We start from the raw sequence: 14,226 nt of genomic DNA, 5'->3' as shown, positions 1-14,226 counted from the left end.
CTTTTATACCGATCAATATAAGTACAGAAATTATTGCGAAAGCGGATGAACAATAAAACATGGTATGCAAACCAAAGTGATTGGCAATAGTGCCGCCAACGGCTGGGCCACTGGCCATACCAACACTTCCGGCTGTGCCGAGCAAGCCCATCGCTTCGCCTCTGCGTTGTGCAGGAATTATATCGGAGAGATAAGCTGTTTGTCCTGTAGGAGTAAAACCCGTAGAGAAACCATGTACTAATCGTAATAATAAGAATCCGGAGACAGTTGATAGGACCGGGTATATCAGGCTGCAGATAAAACAGACAACAGAACCAAACATCATTACGGGCACGCGACCTACTTTGTCGGCAAGTCTTCCGCTAAACGGCCTTGACAACATAGCGGTGAGTGTGAAGAGTGATATGATGAGTCCTTTATACTCACCTCCGCCTAAGCTTGTTAGGTACTCAGGTAACTCCGGTATAATCATGTTAAAGCTGGCGAAAAACAGAAGCGAGCTTACGCAGAGCAACCAGAATTGTGGTGTGTAGATTTTTGTGTTGATCAAGGGTATATATAGTATAAAGAGAAAGTGTCTGCCGAGGAGGCAGACACTTGGTATAGTGTCAGGCTTGTTGTGGCTGCTCCTGTGCACCCAGCAAAAAAGCTTTTATAAAATCATCGAGGTCACCATCCAATACGGTTTGTGCATCGTGACGTTCAACACCGGTACGTGCATCTTTCACAAGTTTATAGGGATGCAATACATAGTTACGAATCTGCGAACCGAAATCAATTTTCATTTTACCGGCTTCGATCTTGTCGCGTTCAGCATGGCGTTTCTCCATCTCCATCTGGTATAATTTTGATTTCAGCATTTGCATGGCGCGCTCACGGTTGGCATGTTGTGAGCGCTCTACCTGGCAGACAATAACAATTCCGGTTGGCTTGTGTGTGAGTTGAACTTTGGTTTCCACCTTGTTTACGTTCTGACCACCAGCACCACCGGAGCGTGATGTTTGTATCTCTATATCGGCCGGGTTGATATCGATCTGTATAGAGTCATCTACTTTCGGATATACGAATACAGAAGCGAACGAAGTATGCCTGCGTTGGTTCGAATCAAATGGAGAGATGCGCACCAGGCGATGTACTCCTATTTCTGATTTCAGTTTACCATATGCAAAAGGACCATCGATCTCGAGTGTGGCAGATTTTATACCCGCTACATCTCCGCTTTGATAGTCGATCTGTGATACTTTGTAATCGCTCTTCTCGCCCCACATAATATACATGCGGTTTAGCATATCAGCCCAGTCCTGGCTTTCCGTTCCACCAGCTCCCGGGTTGATCTCGATTACTGCGCTGAGCTGGTCTTCTTCCTTGCTCAGCATTTTCTTGAATTCAAGCTCTTCAATGGCTTTAGAAGTCTTTTGATATTCAAGTTCAAGCTCATCTTCGCCCACATCGCCCGCTTCGTGAAATTCATTGAGCACATCGAGGTCGTCCATCAATTTGGATACATGCTCAAAGGCATCGGTCCAAACTTTTTTGGCGCGGATGTTTTTCAGAATAGCTTCAGCTTGTTTGGGATTGTTCCAGAAATCAGCCTGCTGGGTGATGAGTTCTTCATCATTTACTTCAACGCTCTTACGATCGTAGTCAAAGATACCTCCTCAAGGCGCTAACACGAGCCTTCAAATCTTTCAACTGTTCAGTTGTCATTCAGATTTTTGTTTAAATTAGGTTGCAAATATAGGAATATGAGAAAAACATTACTGATTGTTTTCATGTTCGCAGTTGTAATGAGTGGTTATGCACAGATCAAGCGCATTGCTGTAAAGGCTTCTGCTAATTATCCGATTATACCCGATGTGACTAACGCAGCCTACATGAATGCGCCTATACCTTCAAGTACAGGGTATTCAAGTACAACTGTTGCAGCCAGCATCAGGCAAAAATTTCAAAGCAAAGTTGGGGGTGCTTTTCAAAGTACAATAGACTACCAGTTGTCGTCTCGCTTTTTTCTAAGCACAGGTCTTGGTATATCCTATCTTCGTTATAAAAGAAGTACGGAAATTGGTTCGCTGCCCGTAGGAGTAGAATCATTGGTTATAACTTCAACTTCCGGAGTGTCAATCGGATCGATGTATGGATCTATAACCGGTGTTGACAGTGATCATGGCCTGGGGGCCATTCTTGTTACTCCCTCTGATAAAACAGGAAACACTTCATTGGTATATATACAGGCACCGGTAATGGCAGGTGTAGCTTTGCTCAACTCAAAATTACTTTTACGTGTCGGTGCCACCTTCTCAACATTGATCTATGCATCTGAACATAAACGGCGTTATAATGTTACATCGTTCACAGTGGAAAATTATAAAGACACAAGCAAAGACAGTTATACTCCTATAGTAGCTGGTGCAGCTTTACAGGTAACATACCAGATGTTGCCAAAAGTTGGAGTTGACTTCACTGCCAACCGATCTTTCTCTTCTATATATAAAACCGATGATGCTGATAAGGCAAAGTCGGCCTTACTGTCGTTAGGATTAAGCTATTCACTGCGGTAATAAACCTTGATAACTTCATACTACTGCCTTGAAATAGTCGTTTTGAGGTCACTTTGAGATATTTAATAAGGTCAACGACCGATTTCTGGAAAATTTTCGTTTAGATTTGCCGCAGTATGAAGAGTGAAATGGAGAAAATGAAACCGATCGTAAGCCTTTTTCTGGAAGGGTTGATGCTGGTATTTATTTTTGTCTATTCACAAAGTAGTATCAATCCTGAAACACAGGACGCCAAAGACTCTCCGCTGAAAGGTATAGTATCACTTCACGAAGTGGCAGTACGTTCAGGATGGTCATCTGACAACGACAGCAAGATTATCACCCAGCAGCCTTCACTGCTCGCCTATATATTCCCACCAGTAACAACTGATGCACCCCGCGTTCTGCTCACGATGAGCGATGCACTATCCGTCAGTTCATTTGAACGAAATACTTTTTACATTCATGCTGCATACAATGTCCCGTAAATCCGGCTGCCCTGCTATTGTTGCGCTTTTGTAAAAAAAATCTACATCCAAATCGAAAACTTATATATTTAAAATTCTTTGGCCAGAGGTACTGGCTAAGAGGCTATGATTTCAACGGCTTTTTTATTTGTCGACTTATTGAATCCGGAGGAGATTATTAAATGGGGTGGTTTGGCACTATTACTCTTTATTATTTTTGCCGAAACAGGTCTGTTCTTTGGTTTTTTTCTTCCGGGCGATTCGCTGCTTTTCATAGCTGGTATTTTGAGCGATACAAAACACCTGTCTATAAATGTGTGGCTGCTGATTTTATTGCTTACAGTGTGTGCAGTGTTAGGCACTTGTGTAGGATATGCTTTTGGCCGATGGGCCGAAAATTATTTGAAGAACAGAAAGGAAAATTTTTTCTATAAAAAGAAATACATGGATGTAGCCGATGATTTTTACAAACGCTATGGCATGACAGCTTTTATTATGGGAAGATTTTTGCCCATTGTCCGTACATTCGTTCCTATCTTAGCGGGTATGGTTCGGATCGATTTTGGAAGGTTCTTTTTTTTTAATGCTGTAGGGGCAGCAACGTGGATTATTGTCATGGTGATGGCTGGTCACTTGTTAGGCAATGCATTCCCCACTATAACGGAGCACCTGGAGATCATTGTGGGGGGTATGGTACTGATAACCACTATTCCACTGATAATCTCCTGGCAGCGAAACAGAAACAGCTTTGGTAAAAATGAAACGAAATAAAAACTGAATAAATAATTAATACAATCTGTGACTATTGCACACTCTTTAAATTATTATACTAACGCAAAATTTCCTAAACTAAAAACCATTAACAATTAACATTCACTATGAAAACTACACAAACTTCTTCTTCTTCTTCTTTAGCTGAGAGCCTGAAGTCTGGATTTGCGGCATCCGTGATCGTGATCGAACTTATCATCGGTTTTATTATATGGAATTATGTTCTGGGTGATCCTTCTCACTTCCAGGGCGGAGATCCTGCAGGTCACCCTATCGAAGGCGACTTCCTTGGTATCTTCTACAAAGGTGGTTATCTCGTACCACTGGCGATCGGTCTGTTGTTGATGGTGTTTACGTTCGCTATTGAGCGTGCGTTGACTATCAGCCGTGCAAAAGGAAAAGGTAACGTTAAGACTTTCGTACAACGCATTCGTTCACTCGTAGCGGGTGGTAACATCACACAAGCTCTTGCTGAGTGCGACAAACAAAAAGGTTCTGTAGCAAACGTAGTAAAAGCTGGTTTGCTGAAATACAATGAACTGACTGCATCAAGCAGCAACATCGAGTCTGAAAAGAAAATCGCGATGATTCAGAAAGACATCGAAGAAACTACTCAGCTTGAGATGCCTATGCTGGAGAAAAACCTGGTGATCCTGGCAACAATTGCTTCTATCGCTACACTGATCGGTCTGTTAGGTACTGTATTGGGTATGATCCGTGCGTTCGCTTCTATGGCACAAGCTGGTGCTCCTGACTCGGTAGGTCTTGCGAACGGTATCTCTGAAGCTCTTATCAACACTGCGCTTGGTATCGGTACTTCAGCTATCGCGATCATTTTCTATAACCTGTTCACAAGCAAAATCGATGCGTTGACTTATGGTATCGATGAGGCTGGTTACAGCATCGTGCAGAACTTTGCTGCTACACAACAAGGAAAGCACTAATAGTAATTCATAAACGGATAAGTGACGTATGGGAAAAGTAAAAGTACACAGAGCATCTCCATCACTGGACATGACGCCGATGGTGGATTTGGGCTTCCTGCTGGTGACGTTCTTTATGCTCACTGCCACGGCTGCGCCTGAAGAACCGGTGTCAGTAGATATGCCCTCGTCTGTTTCGGAAATTAAAATACCAGAGACAAACGTTCTTTTGATTACTATATCAAAAGAAGGCAAAGTATTCTTCAGTATCGATGGTAAATACAACCGTCAGGAATTGTTGAATAAAATGGGGGAACGCTATAACATTCAGTTCTCAGAAGAGGATAAGTCAAGGTTTGCAGTAATGTCAAGCTTCGGATTGCCAATAGGTAACTTGAAACAATACATTGACATGCCGCCTGATGAACGTAAGAATGTTGAGCAGCCTGGTATACCGGTTGACTCTTTGAACAACCAGTTGAAAGACTGGATCATCTTCTCGCGTATGACAAACCCTAGTTTGCGTATAGCGATCAAAGGTGATTCTGATTCAAACTACCCGGTGGTAGAGAAAGTGATCAACACGCTGATTGATAATAAAGTCAATCGCTTCAACCTGATCACAAACATGGAAAGAACTAAACCTTCATAACATTAAACCCTACAAGACATGGCAGAAGTAAGTCAAGGCGGTGGCGGTGGTGGTCATAAAAAAGGTGGTAAAGTCCGGGCAAAGAAATCCTCAACAAGGATTGACATGACGCCCATGGTGGATTTGGCCTTCTTGTTGTTGACCTTCTTCATGCTCACCACGACTTTAAGCAAGCCTCAGACCATGGAAATCACCATGCCTGAGAAGCCTAAGCCGGAAGATAAACTTCCGGAAGTGAACGAGAAGAAAGTAGTAACGCTCATCCTGGGAGCGAACGATAAAATTTACTGGTATCACGGTATCACTGATCCGAAAGTTGAGCTGACAGATTTTTCAGCGAACGGAATCCGGAAAGTACTGATGCAGCAGAATGCGCAGATACCAGGCATGATTCTTCTGATCAAACCATCAGACGAGTCGCGCTACAAGAACATGGTTGATATTCTGGATGAGATGAACATTACCAATATGCAGCGTTATGCATTGGTGCCGATCACCTCAACAGATAAGGAACTTGTAAAAGAATCGAACTTATGAAAGCAGAACAATTAACACCGCAGCGGTGGGAAGATATAGTCTTCGAATTCCGCAATAAAGAGTATGGTGCATACGAGAACCGTAAGTCATACTCAAAGCACGTTGTGCTTGCTGCAATCATAACCGTTCTGGTAGTAGCCCTGGCGTTGGCCGGACCTGCTATCGTTGAATGGATCAAAGGACAGCAGGAAGTAGAAGCTCCTGTTTTGAAAACGGTGAAGTATACGGACCTCGCTCCGCCTCCGCCAATTCAAAACACACCTCCTCCTCCACAAGTAAATATTCCGCCTCCAGTGAAGACGATCATCAAGTATCTTCCTCCACAGGTAACGGATAAAGAAGTGGTAGAAGAAGAAGAGATGCCAACCATCGAAGAAGTAAAGCAAAACGATGTAGGTTCTGAGAACATTGAAGGTACAGGCGAAGTTGTTTTTGACGAGCCGGTACAGGAAGTTGTTCAGGAAACTGAAAGTGATGAAGACAAGATCTTCATGGTCGTTGAGCAACAAGCTGAATATCCAGGTGGATTGGAATCTATGGCGAAGTTTCTCCAGAAGAACGTGAAGTATCCTGCCGCTGCCCGCAGAATGGGTATCGAAGGATCCGTGTTCGTGAGCTTCGTGGTAGATAAAGAAGGTAAGATCAGCGATCCTCAGGTAGTAAAAGGTATCAGCGCAGAGTGCGATAAAGAAGCGATCCGCGTTGTAAACCTCATGCCACCCTGGAAGCCTGGTAAGCAAAACGGCCGAGCTGTAAAGTCACGCTTCGTATTGCCTATCAAGTTTAAGCTGGCAACCTAATGAAGACAGAATCAGATGAGTATAAGGTGACTGGTATGGATATGGTCATCAAATACTTTGGACTAATCATGGCAGCCGCCTATATAGGTATAGGCGCTGCCCTGATCACTCGCCCCGATATCATTAATATTCATGGACCTTATGCTCTGCCTTTAGGAATTCTTCTTATTGCGTATGGTTTATTCAGAGCATTTAAAGTGTACCAGCGATATTTTCAGAAGTAGATATGAAGATTGTTTTTCATAGTTTCATTATAGCAGCATTAGTGCTTGGAGCCTGCACGCAGCGTGATAAAAAAGGTAAAACTTTGGATACGCCTACGTCAGGCTCCATTACTATTGCTATAGACGAATCGTTGAAGCCGTTGCTCGATGCAGAGCTCGATACGTTTCATCGTTTGTATGTGAATGCTCACATCAAAGTTATTTATACATCGGAAGCCGATGCAATGACCAAACTGTTGCAAGACACTGCACGAATGGTTATTGTTACCCGCAAACTGCGGAGTGAAGAAATGGAAACCTTCAAAGCGCTTACCATTAAACCTCACCAGGTTACCGTAGCCAAAGAAGGTATCGCGCTGATACTAAACCGGGCTGTGCAAGACACCTCGTTTACAATCAGTCAGATAAAAGATATTTTAACGGGCAGGATTACCAAGTGGAATCAACTTGACCCGAAGGCGAAAGCTTCGCCCATTGAAGTTGTATTCGATCAGCCTACTTCAGGCATTCTCCGATATTTAAAAGATTCACTTCAGATTGATTCTTTACCAGCCAACTGCTTTGCCGTACAAAATAATCCGGCTGTGGTAGATTATGTTTCCAAGAAGGAAAACGCCATCGGGCTTATTGGTGTGAGCTGGATCAGCGATGAAGATGATTCAACCACCAATGCTTTTACAAACGCCATTCGTATAGCAGAACTTTCGAATGATGGTGCAGAATACTTTCAGCCTTATCAGGCATATATAGCACAGAAACAATATCCGCTTGTTCGTGAAATTACCATGATCGGTCGTGAAACCCGCACCGGGTTGGCGAGTGGATTCATTGCATTTGTCGCTGGCGAAAAAGGGCAACGAATTGTATTAAAAGCCGGTCTGGTGCCTGTTACTATGCCGATAAGAATTGTAGAAATTAATCGGCAACCCTTATTTTAGCAGTCTGATTTGATTGTATCTGCATTCTCTGATTGTGGTCTTTTGACAGGGAATGCGGGTATGGCATCGTGTTTGTTTACGTAACATCTAAACTTAAAATAAACTCATGAAAGAAGTAATGAAACGAGCATGGAGCGGAGGGATAATGCTCTTATTCTTCATCGCTGCTGCTACATTGGCTGTAGCCCAGGAACTTCCTGCTGTTAAGCAAGCTCGTCAGCAAATGGAAATCGAGCAAACCAACAAAGCGGTTGCTACGCTGACTGAAGCGGTGAAGGCAAATCCTGCAGATGCATCTTTACTGTACTATCTGGGTCTTGCTCAAATTGCCAATGGTGAGAAAGAGAAAGCCGAGATTTCTTTTCAGAAAGGTCTTGAAGTAAATCCAAAAGAAGCATTGAATCTGGCAGGTAAAGGATACCTGCGAATGCTTGAAAATAATGTGACCGAAGCCAAAACACAATTGGATCAGGCCTTGGCACAAACCAAATCAAAAAATGCATCTGTGCTGAAAGCAGTTGCGACAGCATACCTTGCTAATGATAAATTCACAAACGATGCTTTGACATTGCTGCAAAAAGCAAAGTCAATCAACAGCTCGGATTATGAAACATTTATTCTGTTGGGCGATACCTATACCAAGCTTGTAAAAGGTGGTGATGCCGTAAGTGCATTTGAAACGGCTTCATCACTCGATCCGAAGAACGGAACTCCTCAGTATAAAATTGGTGTAGTATACCAGCGCTCTAAAAACCTTGGTTCTGCTGAAGAGCATTTTAAAAATGCTATCGCTGCAGATCCAAACTATGCGCTTGCCTATAAAGAACTTGGTGAATTATACTACAATCAGAAGAAAGCTGCTGACGCAGTGAAAGCATACGAAAAATATCTTTCATTGACAGAGCGTCCTGAGCCTGCAAAACTCCGCTACGCATTCTTCCTTTTCATGGCGAAAGACTATAAGAAAGCCAACACTGTATTCGAAGAGTTATCTAAGCGTGCAGATGTATCGGCTACAGTATATAAATATTATGCGTACTCATTGGTTGAATCTGGTGAGTTAGCAAAGAGCGAACAAATATTCGATCTATACTTCGCTAAAGCTCCTCAGAGCGAGATACAGGCAAGCGACTATGTATATGTAGCAAAAATGTATCAGAAGCAGGCAAAGGATTCTTTGGCAATCCTGAATTTTAAGAAAAGTCTTACACTGGAGAAAAATGCTGACATCGCGCAAACTGTAGCGGAAACTTATTACAAGCAGAAGAAATATCCTGAAGCGATCGATGCTTATAAAGAGTTAAGAGGTATCAAAACCAAACTTTCATCTCAGGAATTGTTGGCACTGGGTAGATCCTATTATTTCGCTAAGAAATTCAATGAAGCAGATACAACATTTGGACAATTGAGCGAAGCACAACCTACTTATACTACTGGCTTTGCATGGAGAGCAAGATCGGTGGCCAACCTTGATCCGGATCTTAAACTGGGACTTGCTAAACCTTACTTTGATAAAGTGGTAGAGATAGCAGAAGCGAATCCGGATAAAAGCAAAACGAAGCCTGATCTGATTGATGCCTACAGCTACCTCGGTTATTACTACGATACCAAAGGTGACTTTAAAACAGCGAAAGAGATTTTTGAGAAACTGAAGGCTATCGATCCAACCAACGAAAAAGCAATTGCATATTTGGATGCGATCAAGAAGGCACAACAGCAGCAAAAGAAGCCGAAGCCTCAAGGCAGTCGTTAAGCGCACGCAATAACCTTTTGAAAGCTCTCGTTCTAGTATAGATTTTTTACAGAGCTTTCAGACTTAAAATCTTATATATGGTGATAGTAGCAGTAATATTGCTACTATTGCCATTAAATAAAATCCCGCTTTTCCAATGTTCAGTATTCCCACTATCCTCTTACAGATTTCTTCTGCTTCGGATACCACTACTATAACTACTTCTGCTGCCGATTCATTATCGTTGCTGGATATGGTTATGAAGGGTGGAGTGATTATGATACCGATCGCCATTCTGGGGTTCATTGCTACCTATTTCTTCTTTGAGCGTTACCTATATCTCAACACGGTAACAAAAGAGAAGAAGGAGTTTGTATCATCGATCAAGCAATACCTGAAGAATGCTGATATAAAAAGCGCTCGCATGTATGCTGCGCAAGATGCATCAGCAACGGGCAAGATCATACAGGTTGGTCTTGAACACATCGGCAAGCCGATGAAAGAACTGGAAAGCATGATGGAATCTGCCGCGAATATAGAAGTCGCTGAGATGGAAAAGAACATGGGCTACCTGGGTATCATAGCAGGTGTGGCTCCTATGCTCGGTTTCATTGGTACGATCTCCGGTATCATTCACATCTTCTATAATATATCTCAAACCGATAACATCACCATCGGTATCATAGCCGGGGGGTTGTATGAAAAGATGATCACCAGTGGTGCCGGTCTTTTTGTGGGTGTTATTTCGTATTGTGCCTATCACATACTTCAGCAACGTGTAAACATCTTTACCCTGAAGATGCAGAAAGACGTTTTTGATTTTATGCGTTCCATCCTTACTCCTGAGTCATGAAGATCAGACACCGGAAACAGTTTGCCCATGAAGTAGCGACATCATCGCTCAACGACATCATGTTTTTTTTGCTGCTGTTCTTCCTGATCATTTCAACGGTTACGAATCCGGCCGTTATAAAAGTACCTCTTCCAAAGTCTGGCGCTAATCAGAGCGTCAACCGTTCTCCTATTGCTTTGGTAGTAACAGAAGACAAACGTTACTATGTAAACAAACAGCAAGTGAGCTTCAGTCAATTGGAGTCTACACTTATTAAGCAATGTGCAGGTATGGCAGACCCAACTGTTGTCGTGCATATTCCTTATGGAGCAACCGTTCAGGATCTTGTAAGTGTTGTAGAGATCGGTGCCAAGAACAAGATCAGAATGGTGCTGGCTACAGAGAAGCCGAAGTAAATTTACCACCATTATAGGATAGGCTTGCCTCACGCAACGGTAGCCCTAACCTCTTTTTAATTTTACAGACTACAGGTATAGGTTATTTATAATCAATCTATATAATAACGATTGTGTTACTCTAACACGATTGCCGAATTTTCATTTCCTTATACACTCACTGCTATCAGTAACTTTTGTCAATGATAAGTATAGCAGTTACTTAGTTGCTCACAGTATAATAGTGAACTTTCTATTGAACCCATGTGTAATGTTTTAAGATAGATCGCTGCGAAAAACCTGTAAATTATTATTGGCCTTTTGTGGAGTTTGAAGGATAAAAAACGAAATTTACCGCATTCAAAACACGCTATGGAAAATCAGGATTTAGCTCAGTACCTTCCGATCGCGTTGATGTTTCTGTTCGCGATGGGGTTCATCGTTGTAACGATGATTGCTACCCACGCACTCGGTCCGAAGCGCAACAGCAAAGTCAAGCTTGATACATTTGAATGTGGAATCGAATCAAAAGGCAACGCCCGGGTCCCGTTCAACATAAAATACTTTCTCGTTGCTATCCTGTTTGTTTTATTTGATGTCGAAGTGATCTTTATGTACCCTTGGGCTGTTAACTTTAAAGAGCTGGGGATACCCGGATTTGTAGAGATGGTCACCTTTATTGCCTTGCTTCTGGTAGGTTTCTTCTACCTGATCAAGAAAGGTGCTCTGAAGTGGGAAGATTAAGAGGGAAAGATTAATAACGAGAAGCTATGGAATCAACAAGCATACAACAAGGTGTAACAGTAGGAGCAAAGCCGGTAGGCTACGAAGGTGCAGGGTTCTTTGCTACCAGCCTCGACAAGGTGGTAGGGCTTGCACGTAAAAATTCGATCTGGCCTTTACCATTTGCGACATCCTGCTGTGGTATCGAGTTTATGGCAACCATGGCATCGCATTACGACCTTGCGCGTTTTGGTTCGGAGCGTCTCAGCTTCTCTCCGCGCCAGGCCGACCTGTTGATGGTAATGGGAACTATCGCGAAAAAGATGGGACCTATACTGCGTCAGGTATATGAACAGATGGCAGAACCACGCTGGGTGATTTCTGTAGGAGCCTGCGCCTGTAGCGGTGGTATTTTTGATACATATAGTGTACTGCAAGGCATCGACCGAATCATTCCGGTAGATGTATACGTACCCGGGTGCCCCCCACGCCCCGAACAAATTATAGATGGCATTTTGAAAATTCAGCACCTCGTAGAAACGGAATCACTTCGCAGAAGAGATTCACCGGAATACAAAGCCATGCTGAACCAGTACGGAATAGAGTAATCGCTGTCTGTTACTAATCGATCTTTATCTGGCAACAGATATAGTATAGATTGATATATATAACAGATCACGATCAGCATATAAACGAAAACCGAAACCGAACCAATGGAAGGTTCTACTCAGGACAAAATCATCACCGCGCTTAAAGACAGGTATGAGGATCAAATCCTTCATATAGATGCACCTTACGATTTTCTCACCATCTCTCTGAAGAAAGAAAAGATCGTAGAGATTATTCAATTCCTGTATAACCACCCCGACACCAAATTTCAATACCTGACCACACTGGCAGGTATTCACTATCCGGAGCTGAAGCAGATTGCAGTTATGTATCAGCTTCACAACCTGGTGGAAAATGTGCGCATCCGACTGAAGATATTTCTTCCGGAAGAGAACCCGGTGACTCCGACTATCTCACACATTTTCTCCGGAGCCAATTGGCTGGAGCGTGAAACGTACGATTTCTTCGGCGTAAACTTCGAAGGACATCCGAATCTCAAACGCATTCTCAATGTGGAAGACATGATCATCTTCCCGCTGCGGAAAGAATATCCGCTGGAAGACCAGAGACGCGAAGACAAGAACGATACTATGTTTGGACGATAATTACTATGATAGAATTGAATCAACCGGTTATCGAGCAAGAAGGAAAAGCAGGAGAGAAACAATACTCATACCTGAACCTCGGGCCTACACACCCAGCTACGCATGGTATATTTCAGAACGTACTGAAGATGGATGGCGAGATCATCATGGATGCCGAACCAACCATTGGGTATATTCACCGCGCATTCGAAAAGTTAGCAGAGCGCAGACCATTCTATCAGATTACTCCGCTTACCGACCGCATGAACTACTGCTCATCGCCCATCAACAATATGGGATGGCACATGACGGTAGAGAAATTGTTGAAAATAGAAATCCCGAAGCGTGTACAGTATCTCCGCGTTATCATTATGGAGCTGGCACGTATCTCCGATCACATCATTTGTAATACTATTATAGGGCAGGATACCGGAGCAACAACCGGGTTCCTATACCTCTTTCAAATGCGCGAGCGCATCTATGAAATCTTCGAAGAGATTTGTGGTGCACGTTTAACAACGAATATAGGTCGTATCGGTGGTCTTGAACGCGATATACCTCAGAAAGCCTGGGATAAGATCGATAAATTTCTGATTGACTTTCCTATAGCGTTTCAGGAATTTTCAAACCTGCTGGAGCGCAACCGTATCTTTATGGATCGCACGATTAACTGCGGCCCTATATCTGCAGAACGTGCGCTTAACTATAGCTTCTCCGGTCCCAACCTGAGAGCGGCCGGTGTTGATTATGATGTACGCGTAATGACTCCGTATTCATCATACGAAGAATTTGATTTCATTATTCCTGTAGGTACCAATGGTGATACATATGATCGCTTCATGGTGCGCCAGGAAGAAATGTGGCAGAGCCTGAGCATTATTAAACAAGCGATAGAAAAAGTAAAGAAAGAACCTGCCGGTATATATAGCGCCCGCGTGCCTGAGTTTTGCCTTCCTCCAAAAGAAGAAGTATATAACGATATGGAAGCGCTCATCTATCACTTCAAGATTGTGATGGGTGAAACAGAAATTCCGAAGGGCGAAGTATATCACTGTGTAGAAGGTGGTAATGGCGAGTTAGGTTTTTACCTGATCAGCGATGGCGGAAGAACGCCATTCAGGTTGCAGTTCAGAAGACCATGCTTCATTTACTATCAGGCATACCCGGAGATGATCAAAGGCTCGATGTTATCGGATGCCGTGATCACTATGAGTAGCATGAACGTGATTGCCGGAGAACTTGACGCGTAATCGTGAGCCATACTGGTTGCACGGTATTCGTGAAAAAATAAAGATCGTAAGAGTATATATAGTATAGATAGAAAGTGAAATGTTATAAGTTTTTTGTTAATGCAGGTACGGTTAACAAATAACGAATAACGCTTAACGGACAAAACGATGAGTGAACAGAAAGATCGGGTACAATTTTCAGCAGAGACAATGGAGCTCGTGCAGCGAATTATTAAACGGTATCCGGAAGGAAGACAGAAGTCTGCTTTGTTA

The 14,226-nt window shown here is 43.0% G+C and carries 18 protein-coding genes; 16 read left to right on the top strand and 2 right to left on the bottom strand.

The genetic code is table 11. The annotated features are described in order from the left end of the window. Both VIN08_RS21005 and prfB read right to left on the bottom strand, forming a co-directional pair. A partial coding sequence (locus tag VIN08_RS21005) for an MFS transporter (RefSeq protein ID WP_331969333.1) occupies nt 1-550 on the bottom strand: 550 nt, incomplete at its 3' end. A gap of 58 nt (nt 551-608) precedes the next feature. After that, nucleotides 609-1,707 (bottom strand): peptide chain release factor 2 gene (gene prfB, locus VIN08_RS21000; RefSeq protein WP_331969330.1). Its coding sequence is split into 2 segments (ribosomal slippage): nt 609-1,646 and nt 1,648-1,707, totalling 1,098 coding nucleotides; the frame shifts between segments, so codons are not numbered across the junction. A gap of 38 nt (nt 1,708-1,745) precedes the next feature. Between prfB and VIN08_RS20995 the strand changes: the two genes are divergently transcribed. The 16 genes from VIN08_RS20995 (at nt 1,746) to VIN08_RS20920 (ending at nt 13,974) form a co-directional block, all read left to right on the top strand. Beyond that, nucleotides 1,746-2,558, top strand: a complete 813-nt coding sequence (locus VIN08_RS20995) for an outer membrane beta-barrel protein (protein WP_331969328.1) — start codon at nt 1,746-1,748, stop codon at nt 2,556-2,558. Between the two features lie 116 nt (nt 2,559-2,674). Continuing rightward, a complete protein-coding gene (locus VIN08_RS20990) occupies nt 2,675-3,025 on the top strand; it encodes a hypothetical protein (RefSeq protein WP_331969325.1) in 351 nt (116 codons plus the stop codon). Nucleotides 3,026-3,130: 105 nt separating this feature from the next. After that, a complete protein-coding gene (locus VIN08_RS20985) occupies nt 3,131-3,775 on the top strand; it encodes a DedA family protein (RefSeq protein WP_331969322.1) in 645 nt (214 codons plus the stop codon). Nucleotides 3,776-3,882: 107 nt separating this feature from the next. Next, a complete protein-coding gene (locus VIN08_RS20980; protein WP_331969319.1) occupies nt 3,883-4,719 on the top strand; it encodes a MotA/TolQ/ExbB proton channel family protein in 837 nt (278 codons plus the stop codon). A gap of 28 nt (nt 4,720-4,747) precedes the next feature. Then, nucleotides 4,748-5,350 (top strand): biopolymer transporter ExbD, encoded by a 603-nt coding sequence (locus tag VIN08_RS20975; protein ID WP_331969316.1) that lies wholly within the window; start codon nt 4,748-4,750, stop codon nt 5,348-5,350. An 18-nt stretch (nt 5,351-5,368) separates the two neighbouring features. Then, on the top strand, nt 5,369-5,887 hold the full coding sequence (locus tag VIN08_RS20970) for a biopolymer transporter ExbD (RefSeq protein ID WP_331969314.1): 519 nt from the start codon (nt 5,369-5,371) through the stop codon (nt 5,885-5,887). Further along, nucleotides 5,884-6,687, top strand: coding sequence for an energy transducer TonB (locus VIN08_RS20965; protein ID WP_331969311.1), 804 nt, complete (start codon nt 5,884-5,886; stop codon nt 6,685-6,687). Before VIN08_RS20970 ends, VIN08_RS20965 begins: the two co-directional genes overlap by 4 nt. Further along, entirely contained in the window at nt 6,687-6,911 is a 225-nt protein-coding gene (locus tag VIN08_RS20960) for a hypothetical protein (protein ID WP_331969308.1), read from the top strand. The genes VIN08_RS20965 and VIN08_RS20960 overlap by 1 nt, the downstream gene beginning before the upstream one ends. 2 nt (nt 6,912-6,913) lie before the next feature. Beyond that, nucleotides 6,914-7,849: a substrate-binding domain-containing protein gene (locus VIN08_RS20955; protein WP_331969305.1), complete on the top strand. Its 936-nt coding sequence runs from the start codon at nt 6,914-6,916 to the stop codon at nt 7,847-7,849. 106 nt (nt 7,850-7,955) lie between these two features. Continuing rightward, nucleotides 7,956-9,602: a tetratricopeptide repeat protein gene (locus VIN08_RS20950; RefSeq protein WP_331969302.1), complete on the top strand. Its 1,647-nt coding sequence runs from the start codon at nt 7,956-7,958 to the stop codon at nt 9,600-9,602. Between the two features lie 136 nt (nt 9,603-9,738). Further along, nucleotides 9,739-10,434 (top strand): MotA/TolQ/ExbB proton channel family protein, encoded by a 696-nt coding sequence (locus VIN08_RS20945; protein WP_331969299.1) that lies wholly within the window; start codon nt 9,739-9,741, stop codon nt 10,432-10,434. Then, a complete protein-coding gene (locus tag VIN08_RS20940) occupies nt 10,431-10,829 on the top strand; it encodes a biopolymer transporter ExbD (RefSeq protein WP_331969296.1) in 399 nt (132 codons plus the stop codon). The genes VIN08_RS20945 and VIN08_RS20940 overlap by 4 nt, the downstream gene beginning before the upstream one ends. Nucleotides 10,830-11,180: 351 nt before the next feature. Continuing rightward, entirely contained in the window at nt 11,181-11,552 is a 372-nt protein-coding gene (locus VIN08_RS20935; RefSeq protein WP_331969293.1) for an NADH-quinone oxidoreductase subunit A, read from the top strand. A gap of 26 nt (nt 11,553-11,578) precedes the next feature. After that, a complete protein-coding gene (locus VIN08_RS20930) occupies nt 11,579-12,139 on the top strand; it encodes an NADH-quinone oxidoreductase subunit B (protein WP_331969290.1) in 561 nt (186 codons plus the stop codon). A 105-nt stretch (nt 12,140-12,244) separates the two neighbouring features. Then, nucleotides 12,245-12,745: an NADH-quinone oxidoreductase subunit C gene (locus tag VIN08_RS20925; protein WP_331969288.1), complete on the top strand. Its 501-nt coding sequence runs from the start codon at nt 12,245-12,247 to the stop codon at nt 12,743-12,745. Then, nucleotides 12,745-13,974, top strand: coding sequence for an NADH-quinone oxidoreductase subunit D (locus VIN08_RS20920; protein WP_414693308.1), 1,230 nt, complete (start codon nt 12,745-12,747; stop codon nt 13,972-13,974). The genes VIN08_RS20925 and VIN08_RS20920 overlap by 1 nt, the downstream gene beginning before the upstream one ends. The last annotated feature ends 252 nt before the right edge of the window (nt 13,975-14,226 follow it).

The sequence above is a fragment of the Ohtaekwangia sp. genome (assembly GCF_036568665.1).
Classification (GTDB): Bacteria; Bacteroidota; Bacteroidia; order Cytophagales; family Cyclobacteriaceae; genus Ohtaekwangia.
The sequence above is the reverse complement of the archived record's forward strand: the minus strand, read 5'-3'. Positions and strand labels throughout refer to the sequence as shown.